21 protein-coding genes and 1 tRNA gene are annotated in these 23,241 nt (G+C 62.9%); 5 read left to right on the forward strand and 17 right to left on the reverse strand.

Going from position 1 to position 23,241, the window contains the following annotated elements; translation table 11 throughout:
- Positions 1-97: 97 nt before the first annotated feature.
- From J2T57_RS04425 to murJ, 9 genes are all read right to left on the reverse strand, one after another.
- A complete protein-coding gene (locus tag J2T57_RS04425) occupies positions 98-1,246 on the reverse strand; it encodes a lipocalin-like domain-containing protein (RefSeq protein ID WP_253474828.1) in 1,149 nt (382 codons plus the stop codon).
- Complete coding sequence (locus tag J2T57_RS04430; protein ID WP_253474830.1) at positions 1,243-3,756, reverse strand: FtsX-like permease family protein; 2,514 nt, start codon at positions 3,754-3,756, stop codon at positions 1,243-1,245. Before J2T57_RS04430 ends, J2T57_RS04425 begins: the two co-directional genes overlap by 4 nt.
- 3 nt (positions 3,757-3,759) lie before the next feature.
- On the reverse strand, positions 3,760-4,428 hold the full coding sequence (locus J2T57_RS04435) for an ABC transporter ATP-binding protein (RefSeq protein WP_253474834.1): 669 nt from the start codon (positions 4,426-4,428) through the stop codon (positions 3,760-3,762).
- The gene (locus J2T57_RS04440) at positions 4,425-4,613 is read right to left on the reverse strand and encodes a hypothetical protein (RefSeq protein WP_253474890.1); all 189 of its coding nucleotides are present in this window, start codon (positions 4,611-4,613) and stop codon (positions 4,425-4,427) included. Before J2T57_RS04440 ends, J2T57_RS04435 begins: the two co-directional genes overlap by 4 nt.
- A gap of 86 nt (positions 4,614-4,699) precedes the next feature.
- Positions 4,700-5,665 carry a 4-hydroxy-3-methylbut-2-enyl diphosphate reductase gene (ispH, locus tag J2T57_RS04445; RefSeq protein ID WP_253474893.1) on the reverse strand — a complete coding sequence of 322 codons (966 nt, stop codon included), beginning with the start codon at positions 5,663-5,665 and terminating at the stop codon, positions 4,700-4,702.
- A 101-nt stretch (positions 5,666-5,766) separates the two neighbouring features.
- A complete protein-coding gene (lspA, locus tag J2T57_RS04450) occupies positions 5,767-6,270 on the reverse strand; it encodes a signal peptidase II (RefSeq protein WP_253474896.1) in 504 nt (167 codons plus the stop codon).
- Positions 6,270-9,110, reverse strand: a complete 2,841-nt coding sequence (ileS, locus tag J2T57_RS04455; RefSeq protein WP_253474899.1) for an isoleucine--tRNA ligase — start codon at positions 9,108-9,110, stop codon at positions 6,270-6,272. Before ileS ends, lspA begins: the two co-directional genes overlap by 1 nt.
- Before the next feature lie 73 nt (positions 9,111-9,183).
- Positions 9,184-10,146: a bifunctional riboflavin kinase/FAD synthetase gene (gene ribF / locus J2T57_RS04460; protein WP_253474903.1), complete on the reverse strand. Its 963-nt coding sequence runs from the start codon at positions 10,144-10,146 to the stop codon at positions 9,184-9,186.
- 20 nt (positions 10,147-10,166) lie between these two features.
- Positions 10,167-11,741 carry a murein biosynthesis integral membrane protein MurJ gene (gene murJ / locus J2T57_RS04465; RefSeq protein WP_253474906.1) on the reverse strand — a complete coding sequence of 525 codons (1,575 nt, stop codon included), beginning with the start codon at positions 11,739-11,741 and terminating at the stop codon, positions 10,167-10,169.
- An 86-nt stretch (positions 11,742-11,827) separates the two neighbouring features.
- On the opposite strand from murJ, the gene rpsT reads away from it, so the two are divergent.
- Positions 11,828-12,088, forward strand: a complete 261-nt coding sequence (gene rpsT / locus J2T57_RS04470) for a 30S ribosomal protein S20 (RefSeq protein WP_253474909.1) — start codon at positions 11,828-11,830, stop codon at positions 12,086-12,088.
- Between the two features lie 68 nt (positions 12,089-12,156).
- Here the strand turns inward: rpsT and proB are convergent, their stop codons facing one another.
- The 4 genes from proB to rplU all read right to left on the reverse strand — a co-directional run bounded on the left by proB (position 12,157) and on the right by rplU (position 15,055).
- Positions 12,157-13,287 (reverse strand): glutamate 5-kinase, encoded by a 1,131-nt coding sequence (proB, locus tag J2T57_RS04475; protein ID WP_253474912.1) that lies wholly within the window; start codon positions 13,285-13,287, stop codon positions 12,157-12,159.
- A complete protein-coding gene (gene cgtA, locus J2T57_RS04480) occupies positions 13,274-14,359 on the reverse strand; it encodes an Obg family GTPase CgtA (RefSeq protein ID WP_253474915.1) in 1,086 nt (361 codons plus the stop codon). The genes proB and cgtA overlap by 14 nt, the downstream gene beginning before the upstream one ends.
- A 105-nt stretch (positions 14,360-14,464) precedes the next feature.
- Entirely contained in the window at positions 14,465-14,722 is a 258-nt protein-coding gene (gene rpmA, locus J2T57_RS04485; RefSeq protein ID WP_253474918.1) for a 50S ribosomal protein L27, read from the reverse strand.
- Between the two features lie 18 nt (positions 14,723-14,740).
- Positions 14,741-15,055 carry a 50S ribosomal protein L21 gene (gene rplU / locus J2T57_RS04490; protein ID WP_253474921.1) on the reverse strand — a complete coding sequence of 105 codons (315 nt, stop codon included), beginning with the start codon at positions 15,053-15,055 and terminating at the stop codon, positions 14,741-14,743.
- A 244-nt stretch (positions 15,056-15,299) separates the two neighbouring features.
- Here rplU and ispB point away from each other — a divergent pair, with 244 nt between their 5' ends.
- Together ispB and J2T57_RS04500 are read left to right on the forward strand one after the other, a co-directional pair.
- Positions 15,300-16,268 (forward strand): octaprenyl diphosphate synthase, encoded by a 969-nt coding sequence (ispB, locus tag J2T57_RS04495; protein ID WP_253474924.1) that lies wholly within the window; start codon positions 15,300-15,302, stop codon positions 16,266-16,268.
- A 10-nt stretch (positions 16,269-16,278) separates the two neighbouring features.
- A tRNA-Pro gene (locus J2T57_RS04500) sits at positions 16,279-16,355 on the forward strand.
- A 51-nt stretch (positions 16,356-16,406) separates the two neighbouring features.
- Here J2T57_RS04500 and hpxZ read toward each other — a convergent pair.
- The 3 genes from hpxZ to J2T57_RS04515 all read right to left on the reverse strand — a co-directional run bounded on the left by hpxZ (position 16,407) and on the right by J2T57_RS04515 (position 20,405).
- On the reverse strand, positions 16,407-16,784 hold the full coding sequence (gene hpxZ, locus J2T57_RS04505; protein WP_253474927.1) for an oxalurate catabolism protein HpxZ: 378 nt from the start codon (positions 16,782-16,784) through the stop codon (positions 16,407-16,409).
- A 50-nt stretch (positions 16,785-16,834) separates the two neighbouring features.
- Positions 16,835-17,254: a VOC family protein gene (locus tag J2T57_RS04510; RefSeq protein WP_253474930.1), complete on the reverse strand. Its 420-nt coding sequence runs from the start codon at positions 17,252-17,254 to the stop codon at positions 16,835-16,837.
- A 76-nt stretch (positions 17,255-17,330) separates the two neighbouring features.
- Positions 17,331-20,405 (reverse strand): DEAD/DEAH box helicase, encoded by a 3,075-nt coding sequence (locus tag J2T57_RS04515; RefSeq protein ID WP_253474933.1) that lies wholly within the window; start codon positions 20,403-20,405, stop codon positions 17,331-17,333.
- A gap of 276 nt (positions 20,406-20,681) precedes the next feature.
- Between J2T57_RS04515 and J2T57_RS04520 the strand changes: the two genes are divergently transcribed.
- Complete coding sequence (locus tag J2T57_RS04520; protein ID WP_253474936.1) at positions 20,682-21,647, forward strand: zinc-binding metallopeptidase family protein; 966 nt, start codon at positions 20,682-20,684, stop codon at positions 21,645-21,647.
- 30 nt (positions 21,648-21,677) lie between these two features.
- Here the strand turns inward: J2T57_RS04520 and speB are convergent, their stop codons facing one another.
- The gene (gene speB / locus J2T57_RS04525) at positions 21,678-22,673 is read right to left on the reverse strand and encodes an agmatinase (RefSeq protein WP_253474939.1); all 996 of its coding nucleotides are present in this window, start codon (positions 22,671-22,673) and stop codon (positions 21,678-21,680) included.
- A gap of 41 nt (positions 22,674-22,714) precedes the next feature.
- Between speB and J2T57_RS04530 the strand changes: the two genes are divergently transcribed.
- On the forward strand, positions 22,715-23,227 hold the full coding sequence (locus J2T57_RS04530; RefSeq protein WP_253474942.1) for a CIA30 family protein: 513 nt from the start codon (positions 22,715-22,717) through the stop codon (positions 23,225-23,227).
- The last annotated feature ends 14 nt before the right edge of the window (positions 23,228-23,241 follow it).

Below are 23,241 nucleotides of genomic sequence, written 5' to 3' on the forward strand. Positions count from 1 at the left end.
GCCTTCGGCCTAACGCACCCTACGGGGGGCTCTGATCTGGCACGGGCTGATGTAGGGTGCTGTTAGCGCGCAGCGCGTAACGCACCGCAGGCAACCGCTACCGCACATACCCCGTCAGCTCGGCGTAACCAACACCCGTGATGGACTCCCCGTTATCCTCACCCTCGATGGCGATGGCCCCCTCCCAGTAGCGGAATCCGCTACGCAGCTCCTGATCGTCCGTGCGCGCGGCCATCGTGAGATCAATCCCCTCGCCGGGGATCCGCATTTGCCAGGCCACGGGATAACGGGCGTCGCCCAGGGGGCTTTCCCAGTGGCGGGTGGCGGTCAGCTCCACCTCGTCCAGTGTCAGTACCCTGCTGCTGCCGTCCGACTCCACCAGCAGGCCCTTGGACATGGCATCAATGCTGCCGTCGGCCCGACGCAGGTGGTAGAACATGATCTCCCGCTCATTATCGAGCTGAATGGAGAACCAGTCCCAGCCCGTCTGCTCCTCTTCCAGGGGACTGGTACCCCACTCCCGGTCCATCCAGCTCGTACCCGCCACCGCCAATCGCTCGCCTTCCACCGTGATGCTGCCCTCGGTAAGCAGGCGGGTGTATGAGAAATAGCGGGATGCGTTACCCGGCTTGCGGCCTTTCTGGCTGTATCCCTGCTCACCCTGGAGCACCATGGGCTTGGCAGCGTCCAGCCGCAGATCGACCGTGACGCCGTCCATGGCGGCGCGCAGCCGCAAAGGCATGAAATCGTCCCCGTCACCGTCAAGCCGCCAGTCATCCAGCCAGACGGCGAAGGGCTGCGCCGAAGCGCCAGCCAGCCCGCTGGCCCCGCGGGACAGCCGCTCCTCGTGGTGAAAACGGCCGCTGCCGCTGTCCGTCAGCGCCAGATGCGCCATCCAGACCTGATTGGTGGCGAGGGCCGACTCCCGCTGCGGTGCATTCGGGTCGACATTGAAGCGGAAAAAGGTGATCTGGTAGCCGTAGTGGTTGCCATCGGCATCCTCCAGGTTGCCCGTAACATACCACCATTCGTTACGGTACTCGGGGTGGGCGCCGTGATCCCGGGGGAAATCCAGCGCCTCCGGGCCGGTGACTCGGGGGTAGCCCTCGGCCACGTCCTCACCGGAGAGGGCGCCGGTGACGGAAAACGGCTCGCCGCCGGTGTCACTGCCGTCATGGGATGGTAGCCACAGCCAGATGACCACGGCCAGCAGCAGCAATAGTGGAACTGGCAGCCAGCGCTTCATCCCGCATCCTCTCGCAGGGCCAGCGCCGGCGGCGTCGAGGCCATTCGCCAGGCGGGATAAAGCCCCGCCACCACGGCGGCGATCACCGCCAGGCCCATCGCCTGCAACAGAATGCCGGGCTCGACCAGCACCTGCATGGTCCAGCCAAAGGAGCGCTGGTTGATCACCAGGGTCAGCACCACTGCCATGCCCAGGCCCAGTGGAATCGCCAGCAGGCCGGCAATGAAACCCACCAGGGCATTCTGCCCGGTGACCAGGAACCAGAGCTGACGAGGAGTGAGGCCCGTGGCCCGCAGCACGGCATATTCCCGGGAGCGCTCCAGGGCCAGGGCAAACAGCGCACTCAGCACGCCCACCACCGCGACAATCATCGCCAGGAGGCGCAGAACCTGGGTGATGGTGAAGGTCTGGTCGAATACATCCAGAGACAGGCGGCGGATGTCGCGGTTGGACTGATAGCGCAATGGCGGCTCGTCAGCCACCATTTCCCGCAGTCGGTCGATGGTGGCGTCAATCGATTGCCCGTCCTCCAGGTAGAGCGCCACGGATTCGATCACCGGGTCGTCCCACCACCGCTCGTAGAGTTGACGGTGAATGATGACCGCACCTTCCGACGTGCTGTAGTCGTAGACCACGCCGGCCACCGGCAGCTGACGCTCGCCGCTGCCGGTGGCGATGGTGAGTTCATCGCCCACGGCGAGTTGCCGATGCCAGGCATAGGGTTCGGTGATCATGGCACCCTCGCCCTCCCGAAAGGCGCGCCAGGCCTCCCCGGGATTGCCGCTTTGCATGCTGAAGCTGTCTTCCAGGTCCGGCGGCAGATCGAACACCCGCAGACGGGACCGATGATCGTTCACGGCGACGCGGAGGTACCGGGCCGTGCTGCTGCGGGCGACGCCATCCGCCCCGCGTAGCGCCGTGATCTGGTCCGGGTCCAGCGCGGCACCCCCCGGCACAGAGACATACACATCAGCACGCAGGGTGGAGTCCAGCCAGATGGAGAAGGTGTAGCGGAAACTGTCCACCATGGTGCCCACACCGATCACTGCCGAGACCGCCACCATCAACGCGGCAGCGGCAACGCTGGTTCGTGACAGCCCCGATTCCACGCCCCGGGCGGCCATGCTGCCGAGCAGACCGGCGCACTTGCCCAGCAGCGGTGCGAGCAGGCGCATGGCAATGCGCATCAGCAGCGGCGCCAGCAGTGCCCAGCCGATGATCATGAGGAACAGGCCGGCGAAGGCCGGTGCGAGCCCCCGCCCGGCCAGCAGCAAGGCAACCGCGGGAACGAACAACAGGAGGCCCGCCAGCGCCAGCCAGGGCAAGCGACGGCGCACCGCCAGTTCCAGGCTGGCGCGGCTGAGTGCCGCCCGGGCCGGCACAGCGGTAGCCTCCAGGGCCGGCGCCAACGCAGCGGCAACGGTCATGCCCAGTCCCAACAGCACACCTTTGAAGATGGACGCAGGTGCCAGCGCAAGCTCCCGGACGCTGAGCACGAAGTACAGATCGTTGATGGTGCGCGTCACCAGTTCCAGCAGCAGATGGCTGATGGCATAACCCATGACCAACCCGGCAATCGTGCCGAGCACTCCGATAACCAGCGCCTCGCCGAGAACAAGGGTAAAAAGCTCCCGTCGGGTGACGCCCACCGCTCGCAACATCCCCAGTAGCGGCCGCCGCTGCACCACGGAAAAGGTCATGGTGTTGTAGATGAGGAAGGCGCCCACCACGAGGGCCAGCATGCTGAAGGCGGTGAGATTCAGCTGGAAGGCGCGGGTCATCTCCTGCAGCGCCTGGTTCCGGGCCTCGGCCTCCACCAGTTGCGCACCCTGGGGGAGCAGTTGCCGCACCTGTTCCACCGCGTCGGAATCCGACAGAATCAGGTCCACCCGATCCAGATAGCCGACCCGCCCGAGCAATTCCTGGGCAGCAGCAATATCCATGACGGCGACATCCGCAAGCCCGCGGGCATCCAGCGCACTGGCGGGCGTGAGCCCGGCATGGACCTGCAGCGTCCGATCCCGCCCCTGGATCTGTACCGGGAGCGTATCGCCCACACCGATACCGAGCCGCGCGAGATCGTCAGACAGCAAAAGCGCGCGATCCGGGCGCGCCATGAACGTCCCCAGCTCTCCACTGCCGGCAAGCGCCCCGAAACTCGGACGGAAGGCGGCCTCGGCAAACACGTCAATGCCGAGTATGCGCAGGCTGCGGCTACGCTGGCCCTCGATCCGGCCGTAACCCTCGACCACCGGTGCCGCGGTGCGCACACCATGGTCTCGGCGCAATTCCACGTACCACCGTTCGGGGATGCCCTGCGGACCGCCCAGCACCTGGTGGGTAGTGCGGCCGGTGAGCGCTTCACTGGAGAGATCAAATGCCCGGCCGGCGCTCTGGTTGGCCAGGTCCACTGCCACCACAACGGCAACGCCCAGGGCAACACCCAGCAGGGCGAGGCCCAGCTGCCAGGGATGACGCAGCAGATAGCGCAGACTGGAGCGATATAACACCGGCTAGGCCTCGACCGGACGGCCGTCCACAAGCCGAATGATGCGATCCATGCGGGCGGCGACCTCCGGGCTATGGGTGACCATGACAAGGGTCATGGCCTCGGCCCGGGTGAGCTCATCCAGCAGGGTCAGCACCACGCTACTGGTGTCTTCATCCAGGGTGCCGGTGGGTTCATCGGCAAGCAGCACTCGTGGCCGGTGGACCAGTGCCCGGGCGATGGCGATACGCTGCTGCTCACCGCCGGAGAGCTGTTCAGGGAAACTCCCGGCGCGATCCGCAAGCCCTACCCGCGCCAGCAATCGCGCGGCCCGCTCCCTGCCCGCGTCATTCAGCAGACCATTGAGCTGCAGCGGCAACTGCAGGTTTTCGATGACCGTGAGGGTAGGAATGAGGTTGAAGAACTGAAACACGAAACCGATGTGGCGCCGCCGGTACAGGGTGCGATGCGCCTCGTTCATGGCGGTGATCACGGCGTCGTCGATGCGAATCTCACCGCGATCCGGAGCGTCCATGCCGCTAATGAGATTCAGCAGGGTAGACTTGCCGACGCCGCTGCGCCCCACCAGTGCTACGCGCTGCCCGTCCGTGATCTCGGCGCTGAAGCCGCTCAGCACATGCCGCATATCACCGCCCTCGCGGTACTGCTTGTGCAAATCGTGGAGCCGGATCATGTGTAGCGGGTCTGTTCTGCGCCGCAGCGCTTGCAGCGGTAGACGGTGGCAAGCTTGCCTTCGCGGGTGTCAAAGCGGGTGTCGCCCAACGCCTCCCATTTGTGGAAGCCGTTACGGCACAGGGTCTGGCCCTCGGCCAGCTTGCGGCGGCGCTTGGACCGCCCGAACGGTACGACATCACCCATGGCAGCCCTCCGAGCCGAGCACCCGGAAGGAGCGCCCAGTTATAACTGACACCTGGAATGGACCGCAACGGGCCGCAAATGCTCCGTTACTGGATTCGGGCCCCGGCCGCCCGGCCAAGGTCTCGAGGCAGCGAGAACACCACTTTTTCCTCACGGCCCTTGAGTTCCTCTGGCGGCGTAGCGCCCCATGACACAAGCCGGTCGATCACTTCCCGGACCAGTATCTCCGGCGCCGAGGCGCCGGCAGTCACACCAATGGTGTCAGCGCCTTCCAGCCAGTCCTGCTCCAGCATGGAGGCATCATCGATCTGGTGTGCCTGGATACCCATGCGCTGCCCCAGTTCCTTGAGGCGGGTGGAATTGGAACTGTTGCGCGCACCCACCACGATGAGGAGATCCACCCTGGCTGCCAGATCCTTCACGGCATCCTGCCGATTCTGCGTCGCGTAGCAGATGTCGTCCTTGCGTGGCCCGTGGATGCTCGGGAAGCGCCGGCGCAGGGCCTCAATGACATCCGCGGTGTCGTCCACGGACAGGGTTGTCTGGCTCACGAAAGCGAGGAACTCCGAGTTGCGCACCTGCAGCGTGTCCACATCTGCGGGGTTCTCCACCAGGTAGATGGCTCCGCGATCGGCACCATATCCAACATACTGGCCAATGGTGCCCTCCACTTCCGGGTGGCCGTCATGGCCGATCAGGATGACCTCCCGACCTTCCCGAGCGTGTTTTTCCACCTCCAGGTGGACCTTGGTCACCAACGGGCAGGTGGCATCGAACACCCGCAGGCCCCGGCGATCCGCCTCGGCACGTACCGCCTTGGAGACTCCATGGGCGCTGAATACAACGGTGGCGGCATCTGGTACTTCATGGAGTTCCTCGACGAACACGGCGCCCTGCTCCCGCAGGCTATCCACCACATAGCGGTTGTGCACGACTTCATGGCGCACGTAGATCGGCGCCCCGAACAGTTCCAGCGCGCGCTCCACAATGGTAATGGCGCGATCGACACCGGCGCAGAAGCCGCGGGGATTGGCGAGCAGGATTCGAGGCATGGGCGTTTACCGATTGATTCGTGATGAGTGAGACCCTGGCGACTCATGGGACCACCGTCGAGTGTAAAGGTGCGACGGCGTAGCGTCCAAACCATTGCCGATCAACTGCCGACCTGATCCTCGCTGCCACGTTTGTCCAGGAAAAAGGCGTGCACCAGGATCATGGCCACACCGATGGTGATCGCCGAGTCGGCAATGTTGAAGATCGGGTAGTGCCAGCGGTCGTAATAGACGTGGATGAAATCGATGACATGGCCATGGATCAGCCGGTCGATGACATTGCCGATGGCCCCACCGAGCAGCAAGGCAAGCCCCCAGGCAAGCCAGCGCTCGTTTGCCGGTAGCCGACGCAACCAGACCACCAGCACAACGCTAACCACCAGGGCGAAACCGGTGAACAGCCAACGCTGCCAGCCGGAAGCATCTCCCAGGAAGCTGAATGCCGCCCCCGGGTTGTAGCTCAGGGTAAGATTCAGGAACGGCAGCAGCGGCACCGGTCGCAGGTACTCCAGGTATTGCTCGGCGGCAACCTTGGTGAGCTGGTCAATCACCACCACCGCGATGGCAATGGTCAGCCAAGGCACCTTGCGGAGGTTACCGTCCATCACGCCACAGCGCGCTGTTCGCCGTCGGCCTCGATATTGTCGATGCAGCGACCGCAGAGCTCGGGATGGACTTCGCTGGTGCCAACGTCCTCGCGGTGGTGCCAGCATCGCGAGCACTTGCCATGGATCGAGCGTCGGGCATGAATGCCGATCTCGACACCACCTTCCAACCCCACGAGGGCGACATCAGCGGGGCGCTGATCCAGCGGATACACCCGCGCCGCCGAGGTGATCAGCAGGAAGCGCAGCTCATCGCCCAGGCGCTGCAGCCTGGCCAGCACCTGCGGCGAGCAATACAGGTCGACTTCTGCCTCAAGCGACGCGCCCAGTGCGCCATCGGCTCGCAGGTTTTCAAGCGTCTTGGACACCGCCTCACGCACCTGCACCACCTGCTGCCAGAAGTCGGCATCGAAACCGTCTTTGCCGTCCAGTGCGACCAGGCCCTGGTACCACTCACTCAGGAACACACTGGGCTCGCGCTCGCCTGGCATATGCTCCCAGATTTCATCGGCGGTGAAACTGAGGATAGGCGCGACCCAGCGCACCAATGCCTCGACAATGTGGTACATGGCGGTCTGGCAGGAACGCCGCGCCAGGCTGTCCGCCGGCGTGGTGTACTGGCGATCCTTGATGACATCGAGATAGAGGCTGCCCATGTCCAGGGTGCAAAAGTTGTGCACCCGGTGGTAGATGCGGTGGAACTCGTACCGGTCATAGCAGCCGATCACGTCCTCCTGCACCCGCAGCGCGCGGTCCACGGCCCAGCGATCGAAGGGCAACATGCGCTCGGCGGGCACCAGGTCACGGGCGGGCTCGAAACCGTTGAGGTTGGCGAGCAGGAAGCGCGCCGTGTTGCGGATGCGGCGATAGGCATCGGATGTGCGCTTGAGGATGTCGTCGGACACCGCCAACTCACCACTGTAATCGGTGGAAGCCACCCAGAGCCGCAACACGTCGGCACCGAGCTTGTTCATGACTTCCTGGGGCGCCACCACATTGCCCACCGACTTGGACATCTTCCGGCCCTGGGCATCCACGGTGAAGCCGTGGGTCAGCACACCACGATAAGGAGCGTCCTCGCGCATGGCCGCCGAGGTCAGCAACGAGGACTGGAACCAGCCGCGATGCTGGTCAGAGCCCTCGAGGTAGAGATCCGCCGGCACGCTGAGCCGCGGATCGGCTTCGAGCACCGTCGCGTGAGTAACACCGGAGTCGAACCAGACGTCGAGGATATCCGTTACCTTGTCGTACTCGGCGGCCTCGGCACCGAGCAGCTCCGCCGGATCCAGGTCATCCCAGGCATCGACGCTGTCCTGCTCAATGCGCTGCGCCACCTGCTCGATCAGCTCCAGGGTTCGCGGGTGCGGCTCGCCAGTACGCTTGTGGGCGAAAAAGGCGATGGGCACACCCCATAGACGCTGACGGGAAATGCACCAATCCGGCCGGTTGCGCACCATGCCATCAATGCGGGCGCGCCCCCAGGATGGCGTGAACTGAACCCGCCCGATGGCGGACAGGGCATGCGCCCGCAAGCCCGCCACCTCAAGGCTGATGAACCACTGCGGCGTTGCCCGGAACAGGATGGGCGTCTTGTGCCGCCAGCAATGGGGATAGCTGTGGTGGTAGGTCTCGTGGGCAAGAAGAGCTCCACGCTCGCGCAGCAGGGTCACCAGGGTCTTGTTGGCCTTGAGCACGAACTGGCCGCCGACGTGGGGCGTGCCCTCCAGGAAATGGCCGGCACCGTCCACCGGGTTTTCCACTTCCAGATCATACTGACGGCCGACGATGTAATCGTCCTGACCGTGGCCGGGAGCGGTATGGACCGCACCAGTGCCAGCCTCGGTGGTGACATGCTCGCCAAGAATCACCGGCACCTGCCGCTCTTCCAGATAGGGGTGCTGCAGTCGCAGGCCTTCCAGGGTTGCACCGCGGGCCGTGGTCAGGATCTCGACCTGGCTCATCTCGTAACGCGCCAACGCGCTTTCTACCAGGCCATCCGCCAGCACCAGCACCTCGTTGCCACTCTTGCCAGTGGCGGCAACCAGGTGATACTCCAGTTCGGGATGCAGGGTCACCGCCTGGTTGGCGGGAATCGTCCAGGGCGTGGTGGTCCAGATCGGAACTGAAACCGCGGTGTCGTCCAGTTGCGCAGCAGCCAGCCCCACCCGTTCAGCCAGCGCCGCCTTGTCGATGACGGCGAAGCGCACATCCACCGCCGGCGAGGTGTGATCCTGATACTCCACCTCGGCCTCGGCCAGCGCCGAGCCGCAATCGGTGCACCAGTGCACGGGCTTGAAGCCCCGGGTCACGTGGCCCTTCTCATAGATGCGACCCAGCGCACGAAGGATATTGGCTTCGGTCTCGCGCTTCATGGTGAGGTAGGGGTCACTCCAGTCCCCGAGCACGCCAAGGCGCTTGAAGTCTTCCCGCTGACCGTCGATCTGCCGCTCGGCGAAGGCGCGGCAGGCAGCGCGGAATTGCCGCGGCGACACCGATTCACCCGCTTTGCCAAGCTCCTGCTCGACCTTCAGTTCGATGGGCAACCCATGACAGTCCCAGCCCGGCACGTACGGCGAATCATAGCCGTCCATGGTGCGGGCCTTGACGATGATGTCCTTGATGATCTTGTTGACCGCATGCCCGATGTGGATGTCGCCGTTCGCATACGGAGGGCCATCGTGCAGGATGAACGTCTTGCGCCCGGCACGTGCACGGCGCAACTGCCCGTAGAGATCGTCTGCATACCACTTGGCGAGGCGGTCCGGCTCGCGCTTGGCCAGGTTGCCACGCATGGGGAATTCGGTCTGGGGGAGATTCAATGTGTGCTTGTAGTCAGTCACGGGTTCCATCTACCTGATCGGGTACGCACGAACGGCCACGAGGTGACGCCTCGCCAGCAAACCATACAGCTTATCAGAAGTCGCTGATTACCGAGTGCCCGGCGGTCTGTTGCCGGGCTGCCAACCAGGCGCGTGAGTTTTCCACATCCCGGGCGATCTGCTGTTTCAGGGCGTTGAGGTCCGGATAGTGTTCCTGGCCGCGAAGCCAGTGCCGGAGGGCAACCTGTAGGTGCAGCCCGTAGAGGTTACCGCTCCAGTCCAGCAGATAGACTTCCAGTAACGGCCTGGTGCCATTCACCGTGGGCCGGGTACCCAGGCTTGCAACACCCGGCCGGATCTCACCATCGGGCAGTCGCACATCCACCACCACGATACCCTCCATCGCAGGTCGCCTGGGCAGCGCGATGTTGGCCGTTGGGAAACCCAGATCACGGCCGATGCGATCGCCGTTGATCACGCGACCGGACAGCACATAGGGCCTGCCGAGAAGCCGTTCCGCCACGGCCAGATCACCCCGGGAAAGGGCCTCGCGGATGCGCGTGCTGCTTACGCGACCGCCGGCGTCGTCCACCGTGGGGGTGTCCTCGACGCTGAATCCACTGACAGCCCCGGCCTGGGCCAGTACCTGAAAATCGCCGCAACGGCCACGGCCAAAACGGAAATCATCGCCAACAATCAGATGACGGATACCCAGCCCGTCCACCAACACCCTGCCGATGAAGGCTTCTGCATCCAGTGACGCCAGTTTACGGTTGAAGGGCAGGCACAAAAGCTGATCACAACCCAGTCGGGCCAAGATCGCTACCTTGTCCCGCAGGGGTGTGAGCCGCCCTGGCGCCTCTTCGGGACTGAAAAACTCCCGCGGATGAGGCTCGAAACTGATCACCGTGGACGGCCCACCGAATTCTGCCGCCCGATCCCGCAGCCGCTGAAGCATCGCCTGGTGGCCACGGTGCACGCCATCGAAGTTGCCGATGGTGGCAACCCCGCCCCGCGCACTGGGACGAATGTTATGCAGGCCGCGTATCAATCGCATGTGTGATGTGCGTTCCTTCCTCAACGAGTAGCCGGATTATCGGCATCCCCACCACGCTCCCGCAAGGCCGCGGGCCGCAGGCCGAGCAACCACAGCATGGCGACATAGATCAGACCGGCAAGGCCAAGCCAGAAGCCGAGGGCAAGCAGACGCTCGGCAAGGCCGCGTTGCAGCCAGAGATCCAGATCGCCAGCGAAGAGCCAGAGCACGGCGGCCATGGTGATGGTGGCAAGCAACACTTGCAGCAACAATCGCCGCCAGCCATCCAGTGGCTGATAGACGCCGGAGCGGCGCAGGCCCGTATAGAGCAGGCTGGCGTTCACCGTGGCAGCAAGGCCGGTTGCCAGGGCAAGCCCGGCGTGGCCGATCTCGGTATGCCGCAGGCTCAGGACGACGCTGACGCTGAGAACCATGTTGAAAAGCATGCTGACAGCGGCAAACTTGACCGGGCTGACCATGTCCTGCCGGGAAAAGTATCCAGGCGCCAGCACCTTCACCATCATGAAGCCGAGCAGCCCGATAGAGTAAGCAACCAGGCTGAGTGAAGCCGCCCGTGCATCGCTGTCGCTGAACTCACCGTAATGAAACAGCGTGGCCAGAATGGGGCCCGCCATTACCGCAAGGCCCGCCGCGGCTGGCAGGGCAATCAGCAGCCCCCAGCGCAGAGCCCAGTCCAGGGTACGGGAGAAACGTGCCGGCGCCGCCTGGGCGTGCTCGGCGGAGAGTTTCGGCAGAATCACGGTACCCAGCGCCACGCCGAAAATACCCAGCGGGAACTCCACGAGCCGGTCGGAGTAGTAAAGCCAGCTAATGGAGCCGGTAATCAGGAACGACGCCAGGATGGTGTCCATCAGCAGGTTGATCTGCGCGACCGACGAGCCAAAGATCGCCGGCAGCATCAGCTTGAGAATGCGCCGCACGCCGGAATCCCGCCAACCCCAACGGGGCCAGGTCAGCATCCCTACCTTGTGTAGAAACGGGAGCATCAGCAGCAACTGCAGGATGCCGGCAATGAACACACCCACTGCGAGCGCGCGGATCGGCTGATCGAACAGCGGTGCCCACCACCAGGCACTGGCAATCAGCGTGAGGTTAAGCAGCACCGGCGCAAAGGCCGGTGGGCCGAATCGGCCATAGGTATTGAGCACGCCCTGGGCGCAGGCCACCAGTGAGATGAACAGCAAGTAGGGAAAGGTGATTCGGAGCATGTCCGCAGTGAGGGCAAGTTGTTCGGGATCGCCGCGGAAACCGGGCGCGAACAGGCTCACCAGCCACTCCGCCCCGAGTATGGCAACTATGGTGAGCACGAGCAGGATGACCAGCAACGTGCCGGACGCGCGCGACACCAGGGCGCGAACGCTGCTCTCGTCACGCTGGCTGCGGTATTCCGACAGCACCGGAACGAACGACTGGGAAAATGCCCCCTCAGCGAACAAACGCCGCATGAAATTGGGAATCTTGAAGGCGACAAAAAACGCGTCGGTGGCAGCGCTGGAGCCGAACACACCGGCAATGACAACGTCCCGGGCGAGACCCAGCACACGGGAGACCATGGTCAGCGAGCCGAAAACCGCGGTGGAGCGCAGCAAACTCATGCCGCTGACGCCTTGACAGCCACTCGCGAAATCAGCATATTACCGACCCTTTCCGGTTTCCCAGACATTTTGGCAGGAGTCGAGTCTTGGCTAATTCCCCTTCCGCGAGAAAGCGCGCACGACAGGCTGAAAATCGTCGTCAGCACAACAAGGGGCGCCGCTCTCTGCTGCGCACGCAGATCAAGAAGGTCGTCAATGCGCTGAAGGCCGGCGATAAGCAGGGCGCGCAGGAGGCATACCAGGCGGCTGTTCCGGTGATCGACCGGATGGCAACCAAGGGCCTGATCCACAAGAACAAGGCTGCGCGGCACAAGAGCCGGTTGAACGCCCAGATCAACGCGTTGTAACGCAACAGCGCAAAGCAGAAGGCCGTCCGCTCGATCAGGGCCGACGGCCTTTTGTCGTGGGCGCAATTTCATGTCAGAGCCAGGTTGTCCCGGTGTATGAGTTCGGGCTCGTCAACGTAGCCCAGAATGCTTTCAATCCGGCTACTCGGTGCGCCCACGATGGCTCTCGCCTCCTGCGCATCGTAATTCACCAGCCCACGGCCAATCTCCCGCCCCTCGGGATCGACGCAGGTAACGATTTCACCACGACGGAAACTACCCTCGATCCGCGTCACTCCTACGGGCAACAGGCTGCGTCCCTGGCTGCGCAGAACACGTACCGCCCCGTCGTCCAGCCAGACCCGACCACGAGACTGCATCTGGCTGGCGAGCCACTGCTTGCGGGCGGCGATGGGTTCCTGCACTGGAAGCAACAGGGTTCCCAGTGATTCACCAGCCGCAACACGCTGCAGCACATCCGCTTCACGGCCAGAGGCGATGATCGTCGCCGCACCGGATCGCGCGGCTCTCTGGGCCGCTTGAACCTTGGCGAGCATGCCCCCACGGCCGAGGCTACCACCCGCACCACCGCCACACATGGCCTCGAGAGCAGAATCCCCGGCACGACCCTCGCTAACCAGTCGCGACTCGGGGTTACTGCGGGGATCCGAATCGTACAGACCAGCCTGATCCGTGAGAATGACCAGCAGATCCGCTTCCACCAGGTTCGCCACCAGGGCGGCCAGGGTGTCGTTGTCGCTGAAGCGGAATTCGTCCGTCGCGACGGTATCGTTCTCGTTCACCACCGGGACCACGCCAAGCTCCAGCAGGGTACGCAGCGTGGTTCGGGCATTGAGATAGCGACGCCGGTCCGTCAGGTCCTCATGGGTAAGCAGCACCTGTGCAGTCTGTAACCCGTGGCGCTGGAAAGCCGCTTCGTAGACATGCACCAGGCCCATCTGCCCCACCGCAGCGGCAGCTTGCAGTTTATAGAGCTCGTGGGGGCGCCGACGCCAGCCGAGCCGCTGCATCCCCTGCGCTACCGCACCAGAAGACACCAGGGTGATATCCCGACCTGCCTTGCGCAATGCCGCGAGTTGATTAACCCAGGTGTTGATACGCTCTGCATCCAGGCCACGACCATCGTTGGTGACCAGGGCACTGCCCACCTTCACGACCCATTTGGCGGAGTTCCCAAGCCTGGACCTATTGTCGGTCATGCCCGTCATCCGACTGCACAACCGTTGGCACGACAGCATCTGCGCGCTCCCGCTCGTCACGACGCTGGCTCTCCAGCCAGTTCATCACCGCCTGGCAGAGTGCTGCGGTGCCTTCGCCGGTGATTGCGGAAATCGAAAAGACCGGGCCCGTCCAGCCAAGCCGGCTCACAATATCAGCCACCCAGGCGTCACGATCCTCGGGAGCGAGCAGGTCGAGCTTGTTCACCACAAGCCAACGCTCACGGGCAGCCAGCTCCGGGCTAAAGCGCTCCAGCTCCGCCACCAGCGCCCGCGCATCGGTCACCGGGTCATGATCCGGGTCGGCGGGCAAGGCGTCGACAAGATGCAACAACAGGTTTGTACGGGACAGGTGTTTGAGAAAGCGCACGCCAAGTCCTGCGCCCTCCGCAGCACCCTCGATGAGGCCTGGGATGTCGGCGACCACGAAACTCCGATGGGCCTCGACACGCACCACCCCGAGATTGGGGTACAGCGTGGTGAACGGGTAGTCGGCCACAGTGGGTCGCGCCGCCGATACCGAGCGGATAAACGTGGACTTGCCGGCATTGGGCATCCCCAGCAGGCCCACATCGGCCAGCACCTTCAGCTCGAGGCGCAGCCGCCGCTCCTCTCCCGGTTTGCCGGAGGTAGTCTGCCGCGGTGCACGGTTGGTGGAACTCTTGAAGTGAAGGTTACCGAGTCCACCCCGGCCACCTGCGGCCACGAGCAGCTGCTCACCGTGATGGGTCAGATCACCCAACTGCTCGCCAGTGCCCTCGTCATGGATGGTCGTGCCAATGGGCACCTGAATAACCACATCCTCGCCACTGCGACCGGTCTTCTGGCGGGACATCCCATTCTCGCCCCGCTCCGCCTTGAAACGGCGCGCGTGACGGAAATCGGCAAGCGTGTTCAGCCCCTCGTCCGCCTGCAGGTAAACACTGCCCCCGCGGCCGCCGTCGCCGCCATCCGGGCCGCCGAAGGGCACGAACTTCTCGCGACGAAAGCTCGCGGAGCCGTTGCCGCCGTCGCCGGCATGCACATCTATGGTGACTTCATCTACGAATTTCATGGCGGCGAGTATATCGGATGTTGGCCGGGACGATGTGCGTTGGCCGTGGCTACATAAAAAAACCCCGCCGACCGGCGGGGTTCTCGTGAGACGGGCCGCTGCCGATTAGTTGGCGCGGACGCTCACGAATTTGCGATGCCGTGGGCCCTTGCGCTCGAAGACAACCTTGCCTTCAACCGTCGCAAAAATGGTGTGATCCCGGCCGAGCCCAGTGCCCTCACCAGAATGGAAATGGGTGCCGCGCTGGCGAACCAGAATATTGCCTGGAACCACGTCCTGACCACCGAAACGCTTCACACCGAGCCGTTTTGACTCGGAATCGCGACCATTACGCGTGCTGCCGCCTGCCTTCTTGTGAGCCATGGTTTCTTACTCCCTTGCTCAGCCGGCCTTGATGCCGGTGATCTTGACTTCAGTGTAGGGCTGACGATGCCCCTGGGTGCGCCGGTAGTTCTGACGGCGCTTGAACTTGATGATCTCGACCTTGCGGCCCTTGCCGGTACCGAGCACCTCGGCAGAAACACTGCCGGACGCGACCGTGGGCGCACCGATCTGCACATTGTCGCCATCGGAAACCATCAGCACCTGATCGAATTCGATCGAAGCTCCAGTCTCGGCATTGAGCTTCTCGATCCTGAGTACATCACCTTCGGAGACACGGTACTGCTTGCCCCCGGTTTTGATCACGGCATACATGTTTGGCTTATCTCCGACGAGGATTCTGGCGAACCAGTCATAAAGGCGCGGAATGATAGCTGTTGGCGGCCATCGGGTCAAACATGCAGACGGCCCGAGAGCCCGACGCAGAGCAGGCGATCAGCGTATACTTGCTGCGCCGCCGGGCTGCTTGACAGACCCCGGAACGCCTCATAGTGTGGCGCCGGACCCCTCGCGCAGGCGGGGAGCGTCGCCCACGCCACTGGTACCACCGGTTCAGGTCATGACCATAGACGAGATTCGGGCGCTGGTCGCCGACGACATGCAGGCAGTAGACCAGTTGATCGCCGATCGACTCCGCTCGGACGTGGTGCTGATCAACCAGTTGGGCGCCTATATCGTCAACAGCGGCGGCAAGCGCCTGCGACCCATCCTCGTGCTGCTGGCCGCCCGGGCTTGTGGCTACCAGGGTCGGGAACACCAACAGCTCGCCGCCGTGGTGGAATTCATTCACACCGCGACCCTGCTGCACGACGATGTGGTGGACGGCTCTGAACTGCGCCGCGGCCGGGAAACCGCCAACCAGCTCTGGGGCAACGAGGCCAGCGTGCTGGTGGGCGATTTTCTCTACTCCCGCGCCTTCGAGATGATGGTAGAAGTGGGCTCGATGGACGTGATGGCGGTGATGGCCCGCACCACAAACACCATCGCCGAAGGCGAAGTCATGCAGCTGCTCAACGTGAACGACCCGGACACCACCGAAGAGCGCTACATGCACGTTATCTACTGCAAGACGGCAATGCTGTTCGAGGCAGCATCACGTCTAGGCGCAATCCTCGCCGGGCTGGGCGAGGATGCCCAGCAGGCGCTTGGCACTTATGGTCGTCAGCTCGGCACCGCTTTCCAGCTTGTGGATGACGCGCTGGATTACGCCGGCGACACCTCCGCCATTGGCAAGAACGTGGGCGATGACCTGGCTGAAGGCAAGCCCACCATGCCCCTGATCTATGCCATGCGTGAAGGCACCCCCGCCCAGGCGCAACTCATCCGCACAGCCATCGAGGAAGGCGGCCGCGCCCACATCGACGAGATCATGGACGCTATTGAAAAGACCGGGGCCATAAAATATACTCGCGCCCTCGCTCAGCAGGCCGCTTCCGACGCCGTTTCCAGCCTGGAAACGTTGCCGGAATCGCCTTTCCGCCAAGCCATGGAAAACATGGCGCGGTTCAGTGTCGAGCGGGTGTATTGAAGAGGCACGTCGGGGTGTAGCTCAGCCTGGTAGAGCACTGTCTTCGGGAGGCAGGGGTCGGAGGTTCGAATCCTCTCACCCCGACCATTTGAACAAGCGAGCCAGGCTCCCGACCGGCTCGCATCCGCACCAGCCAATTCAAACCTGCATCAGCGATACGTGCGCGGCGACAATGCGCCAACCCTCCTGCGTCCGCACCCAACTCTGGCTCTGACGTCCCGTTTGGCTAACGCCTTCTCGAGTGAATTCGGTGGATGCGGTGCCGAAATCAGGACCAAAAGTCGTGATTACCGTATGTTGAAGCGTCCGATCCAGGCCTTTCGACGGTCGCGCGGCGCGAAACGCGGCGATGGCATCGAAACCGTACAGGTTTTCACCCTGGCCATAGCGGACGGTGCGTTCACTGTTCCAGAACAGCTCGTCCAACACGGCCACGTCGTTACCCACCAGGGCTTTCTCATAGCGTTCAAAGGCAGCCGTCAACTCGGCCAGGGTTTGGGGGTTGTTGATTTCCAAGATCGTCAGTTCCCTGTTGTCGTGGCGCCGCGGTACAGGCCGGGCGCGTGTCATTGCGCATCGTCGTCGTCTGGGCCAACCCAGAAATGCGGATTGTGTGCGACTTCCCAGAGGTGGCCATCCGGATCGGTGAAGTACCCACTATAGCCACCCCAGAACACCTTTTCGGGCTTTTTGACCAGCGCTGCACCGGCGTCGACAGCCTGCTGCACAACTGCATCAACTTCCGCTTCCGATGCCACGTTATGCGCGAGACTGAAGGCGTTGAAGCCACTCCCTTCAGCCGAAACATGCGCATCGGCGGCCAACGATTCCCGTCCGAACAATCCAAGCCATGTGCCGTTTAGCGTGAAGAACGCAACCTCAGGCGGAGATTCCATTCGAGGAAAGCCCAAGCCATTTTCGTAGAAGTCGATGGATTGCTCGAGATCGCGTACACCAAGTGTGATCATACTGATTCGCGGCTGCATGCCTTGCCTCTCATTTCAACGTTTCCAGCTGCCTGTTCACTTTACTCTTTGTCATGAGTCCATGGACTGGGGTCGTCTAGGCCGCCACCAGCCGTTTGGACACACGCAGGATCCGCGCTGGTATCTCATGCTTCACGCGCCAGACAAAACTGATGGGCCGACTGCCCTCATGACTTTGGTATTCCAACTCACCCAGATACGCATAAGGCTGGGTATAGGCATGCCGCCGCGGCACATCCCGCACGAACAGCAACGGCCGGTAACCTTTCGCGGCATGATGGATATATCGCTGACCCGTTGGAGAGGCCTCGGATGTGGTGCTCTGGGATTGCCAGTGAAAACGCCGGGCGTCGATGGCGTAATCCACGTACATGGTCGTCGGGCTATAGTGCTTTTCCGATTTCTCCAGGGTTGTCAGGAAAAGATCCAGCCGCTTGTCGGGGAGGTGCTTTACACCCTCACGCATCGCCGCCCGCTCACTCCAGGTCCACACACCGGTCAGCGTCAGAATCTCATCCCGGGTGTAGTGGGCGTGCAACACGAGCGGCGTGTCGGCGCCCTCTCCCCCTGACCGGGAACGCCCCGCGCCTGGTTGATTTCGCATCCAGGAAACCAGATCCCGAGCCTCCTGCAAAAGCGTTGGATTGCCTTGCAGTCGCCGCCAGGCAGCTATCGCAGTGTTACCGTCCGCTGGCGGACCAAGAATGGGTAGCAGGAGCGCCAGAACCAGACTGTCGGATCCGTGACCGTTCTGAAGCCAGTCCGACCAGCGCTCGAGGCGCACCGCGTCGTCCGCGTGCGCGATCCTTCGGAGCCAGCCGGTCAAGAGCTTCTCATCCGGCTCATGGAACGGCTCGCGGCAACCTGCCCGCACAAGCAGACGAGACCAGCTTGCCCGACGAAGAACATCGTCTGGCTGCAAGCCGTAATGCTGCAGAAAAACGCCAAAACTGAGCGGCTTACCGGTATCAGCCTCGAAGTCTGCAATGTCCCGCACCAGTGCGGGTTGCCCGGCAAGTGCAGAGCGGCGGATGTTTTCAAGGATGCGCTGTTCCGCTTTTCGCTCCAGCGTGATGGCACAACCGGCGGGCAGGGACGGAAATCGCTGATGGATTTCGCGCTTCAAGTCCTTCTGGGGCTCCATCATCAGGGCGCGCAAGCGCCGGTCGAAGCGAAATTTCTCGTGCATCTGGCCGACGAAATCGAGCACGGTCAGATAGTCCTTGTCTTCCGTCAGTCGCAGCCCTCGCCCGAGTTGCTGGAGGAAGACGGTCAGGGATTCGGTGGGTCGCAGGAAAAGCACGGTATCCACATCGGGAATGTCGACGCCCTCGTTGTAGAGGTCGACGACGAAGATGAAATTGATCTCCCGCCGCCTCAAGCGCTGCTGCATCTGCTCGCGCTCGGCCCTCGCTGTCTGGCCGGTGAGGTAGCCGCTTGGAATACCCGACTTGACGAAGAAGTCGCACATGAAGCGGGCGTGTTCGACGCTGACGCAAAATGCCAGCCCGCGAACGTCGCGCACTGACTGCAATCTCCGACGACACTGGTCGAGGATCAGGCGCGCCCGCACCTCATCACCTGTGACGAGCTTGTTCAGGTCATCGGGGCGATAGCCGCCTCCCTGCCATCGTATACGGCGAAAATCCGCACTATCGGACAAGCCGTAGTAATGGAACGGCACGACCAGTCGACGGTTGATAGCGTCCGGCAGCCTGATCTCACAAACAACGCGATCATCGAAGTAGCGAAGAATATCCTCGCCATCGGCCCGCTCGGGGGTTGCCGTGAGGCCGAGCAGGACGGATGGTCTGAGCCTGTCCAGCAGCCCTTGATAGGAACTGGCGGCCGAGCGGTGGGTTTCATCGATGACGATGTAGTCGAAATGATCCTGGGCGAACCTGCCAGCCCATTCCGACCCGTGGAGGGTCTGTATGGTTGCGAACAGGTAGTCAAGTTGCACCGGCCGCGACGTGGCGTCGAGCAGATCACCGAAATTCTGGTCCCGCAGGACGGCCCGAAAACTGTGCATGCTCTGCAGCAACAGCTCTCGACGGTGGGCAACAAACAGCAGCCGCGGATAGCGCCCACCATGCTCCCGCACGACGCGTCGATAATCAAAGGCAGCGATCATGGTCTTGCCCGTGCCGGTGGCCGCGACCACAAGCTGCCGATGCGGTCCGCTCCCGTCTGTACGATCGGCGGCAAGCGCATCGAGAATCTCCTGCTGAAACTGGAAAGGACGCAACTCGAAAGCAGGGACGATCGGCTGCTGGCCTAGCGGCGCTCGCTGCGCGGCCAGCGCGTCGCGCAATTTAACGGCCTCGAACGGCTCGAATTCCGGATCGCCCCAATAACTCTCGAATGTACCGCGCACCTTGTCCCAGATCGCCGCATCGGCGTATTGCGTTGCTTTCAAGGTCCATTCCAGCCCTTCGGTCAAGGCAGGACGCGACAGGTTGGCCGAGCCGACATAGGCGGTGCTGAAGCCTGACAGGCGTTCGAACAGGTAGGCCTTCGCATGCAAGCGTGTGCGGTGCGTGTCGTAGGACACCCGAACCTCGGTGTTTGGCAAGGTCGCCAGCGCCTCCACCGCGGCCAGATCAGTCGCCCCCATATAGCTCGTTGTAAGTACGCGAAGGCGGGTTCCCGCGCGATTACAAAAGGCTTCAAGGGCGTCCCGAAGCAGACCGATGCCGCTCCACTTGATGAAAGAGCAGAGAAAGTCCACGCGATCAGCTGTGGCAAGCTCAAGCTTCAATTGAGAGAGCAGGCTCGGATCTGCGCGGGTTCCGGTCAGCAGACTCGAGGCCGATACAGGGGTGTCGGGTCGATCAGGGGCCCGCTCGCCGTCGAAGACGACGAGTAGCTGCTCGACATCCGCAGGGAGGGTCTTGATCCCGGCTCCAATCCCCGGATCGAACTCTTCCAGAACCGCAACAATCCTGTTCACCAGTTCGGTCTGGTGCCGCAGACGCTCCGTAGAAGGTTGCCGTCGCAAGACGCCGGAGATCAGTTGCCGGAGATGTTCCGCCAGCAGCGCATGACTGTCTGCGGGATCAAGCGCCTCAGATCTGGCTGTGTCCGAGAGCGCCTTCAGTGCCATGGCTAGCTCTCGATCAATGATCCGCTCGTAGAGACCCTTGTGCATCAACCCCCACACCCTGTACCCATCTTTTCAACCAGGGTCTCATCGACGAGCAGATATCTGAAGTCCAACGCGCCCATTGATGCCCGATTCACCCTCCACCCGCGCTAACGATCAGATCGGTTCAGGCCTTTATGGACAGTCTCAATGCCCCGGTGGAGTCGGCGTGACTATCTGGCGGCAGAGACATGAGTTGACCCGTGCCGGCGAGAAGAGGAGCCTTGGCACTTATACCCGGCGCACCCCTTGCGCCCCGATGTTCTCTGGAGTACCGCCCCCATGCGCGTCTTTTCCAATCCGGTCGGTTCCGGTTCTCTCTGGTTCGACAACCTTGCGACGGCGGACAACATCCCCGTTGCCTATGATCCCCAGGCACGGGCGTTTGTCCCCATGCCACCCTTCTGTGCCAACAGGGATGTCATCAGCTGTAACTGGATTGCTCCCGAGCAGGGCGCGTTCTGCAGGTCCTGTGCCATGACTGCGCTGGCACCGGACCCTTCCATTCCAAACGCCATCCCCAACTGGGCACAGACCGAGGCAGCCAAGCGCTGGGCCATCGACAATCTCGGCCGCTGGCACTGGTTCCGGCCGGAAGATCCCGGGGCACGCCCCGTCTTTCACATGCTCGCCGAGGGCCCGACGCCCGTGCTCATGGGGCATGTGGACGGCGTGGTGACCATCAGTGTGGCGGAGGCAGACCCGGTCCTACGCGCGACACGCCGCCAGGCGCTGGACGAGCCCTACCGCACCATGATCGGCCATATGCGCCATGAGATCGCGCACATGCTCTGGTGGCGACTGAGTCTGCGCGACGATTTCCTCGACGCCTTTCGCGCAGAATTCGGCGACGAACGGACTGATTACACGGCAGCGCTCCAGAATCACTACACGAACGGTCCGCCGCCGGACTGGAGGCAACGCTTCCTTACCACTTACGCCTCCACCCATCCCCACGAGGACTGGGCCGAGACCGCCGCACATCTTATGCACCTGACGGACATCACCGACAGTTTTGTCGCTGCGGGGCTATCCTCACCGCAGTTACCGAACGCAAGCTGGGACCCATACTCGGAACCGGATCCCGAACGGTTGATTCACGTTGCGGCTGCTCTCACTGTCGGGGTCAATCATGTAAATCGCTCCATGGGCTTTTCCGACCTCTACCCCTTCGTGCTGTCGGATGCAGCCCGCCGCAAGCTCGCCTTCGTGCACCAATGGCTGCGCCGGGGCTCACAGGGGCTTTGACAAGTTGCCGGTGAGCGCATTGGGTAGCTGCTAGGGGCCAACTTGGGACTGCGCTTCTCCTGACTCGCTCAACAGGCACAACAGTTCATACATGAGCGTTGCCCCCACCAAAGCGGTGTTGCCGCTTGCGTCAAAGGGCGGAGCCACCTCGACCACGTCTGCCCCGATCAATGGCATGCCTCGGAGCCCACGAAGCAGCGCCAGCGCCTCGATGGTGGTGATGCCCCCAACCTCCGGCGTACCGGTGCCCGGGGCGTAGACCGGATCAAGTCCGTCCACATCGAAACTGACGTAAGCCGGCCGGTCGCCAACAACCCGCCTGATCTCGCCGAGCACCCCGGGCACACCGAGTTCGGTGAACTCTTCCATGAAGATCACCCGCATGCCCTTGTCCCGGGAATAATTCCAGCCCTCTTCCGTGTTCTGCGCACCGCGGATTCCGATCTGGATGGTTCTCTCGGGGTCGATCAAGCCGTCTTCGGTGGCGAGGCGAAACGGACCACCATGGTGAAACTTCGACCCCTTGTGCGCATCCCAGGTATCGGTGTGGGCATCGATATGAATCAGCCCCACGGGCTCGCCGCGACCAAGCCCTTTGAGTATGGGATAGGTGATGGAGTGGTCTCCGCCCGCGCTCAGGGGAATCACGCCAGCCCTGGCGATACAGTCGAAGTACTCCGCGATCTCTGCACCGACCTTCTCCAGGTCGTAGACTGACGAAAAGGTCACATCCCCGACGTCGGCGACACGTCGGATCGCGTAGGGATTGATCTTGGTGACGTGATGGGTAGTGCGCATCAAGCTCGACATATTCCGTATTTCCCTCGGGCCATGTCTGGCGCCGGGGCGATTGGTGACGCCACCGTCGAAGGGAACCCCGATCAGGGCAATGTCACACTCTGACAGGCTTCGAGCCAGGGGCGCCCGAAAAAACGTTGGAATGCCCCGGTATCTCGAATCCGTCATCGGCGAAATCAGCCTTCCGGTCACGGGGCAGTGCTCGCGATAGAATTCGTCTGTGCTCATTCGTTCTCCAGGCGGTGGGATGTGAAGGAGGCGCTGAAACCTTGATCCTGTTCCACTTCGGTCATCAGGCTGGAAACCGCGGTTGGCAGTCCATTGGCGACCCCGTCATGGGCGGGCAATCGGTAGGCGTCATGGACGAGCTTGACGCAAGCACCAGCGTCTTCCACGGCACCGTAAGCCTTGCCAATGGTGGTGGCTTCGCATCGGTGAAGACCGACATACCGGTCACCGACCTGAGTCACTTTAACGCCATTCGCCTGGCTGTGCGTGGCGACGGGAAGGACTACAAGCTCGGCTTGCGTATCAGCCACGACCGAAATGCACCCGTCTACCAGCATGCATTCGCCACCCAGGCCGGGCAGCAGCAAACCATCGAGCTACCATTTACCGGTTTCGTGCCTCGTCTGCGTGGTCGGACGCTCGTCAACGCGCCGGCACTGGATACCTCACGCATTGCCTCCGTCAGCCTGTTCATTTCCGGCGGGCAGCAAGGACCGTTTGCCCTTTATTTGAGCGGTGCGGCCTCTGCAGTGCCGCTCAAGAGCCCGGACTAGATCGGGACTGCTTC

It is taken from the genome of Natronocella acetinitrilica, assembly GCF_024170285.1.
In the GTDB taxonomy this organism is placed as follows: domain Bacteria; phylum Pseudomonadota; class Gammaproteobacteria; order Nitrococcales; family Aquisalimonadaceae; genus Natronocella; species Natronocella acetinitrilica.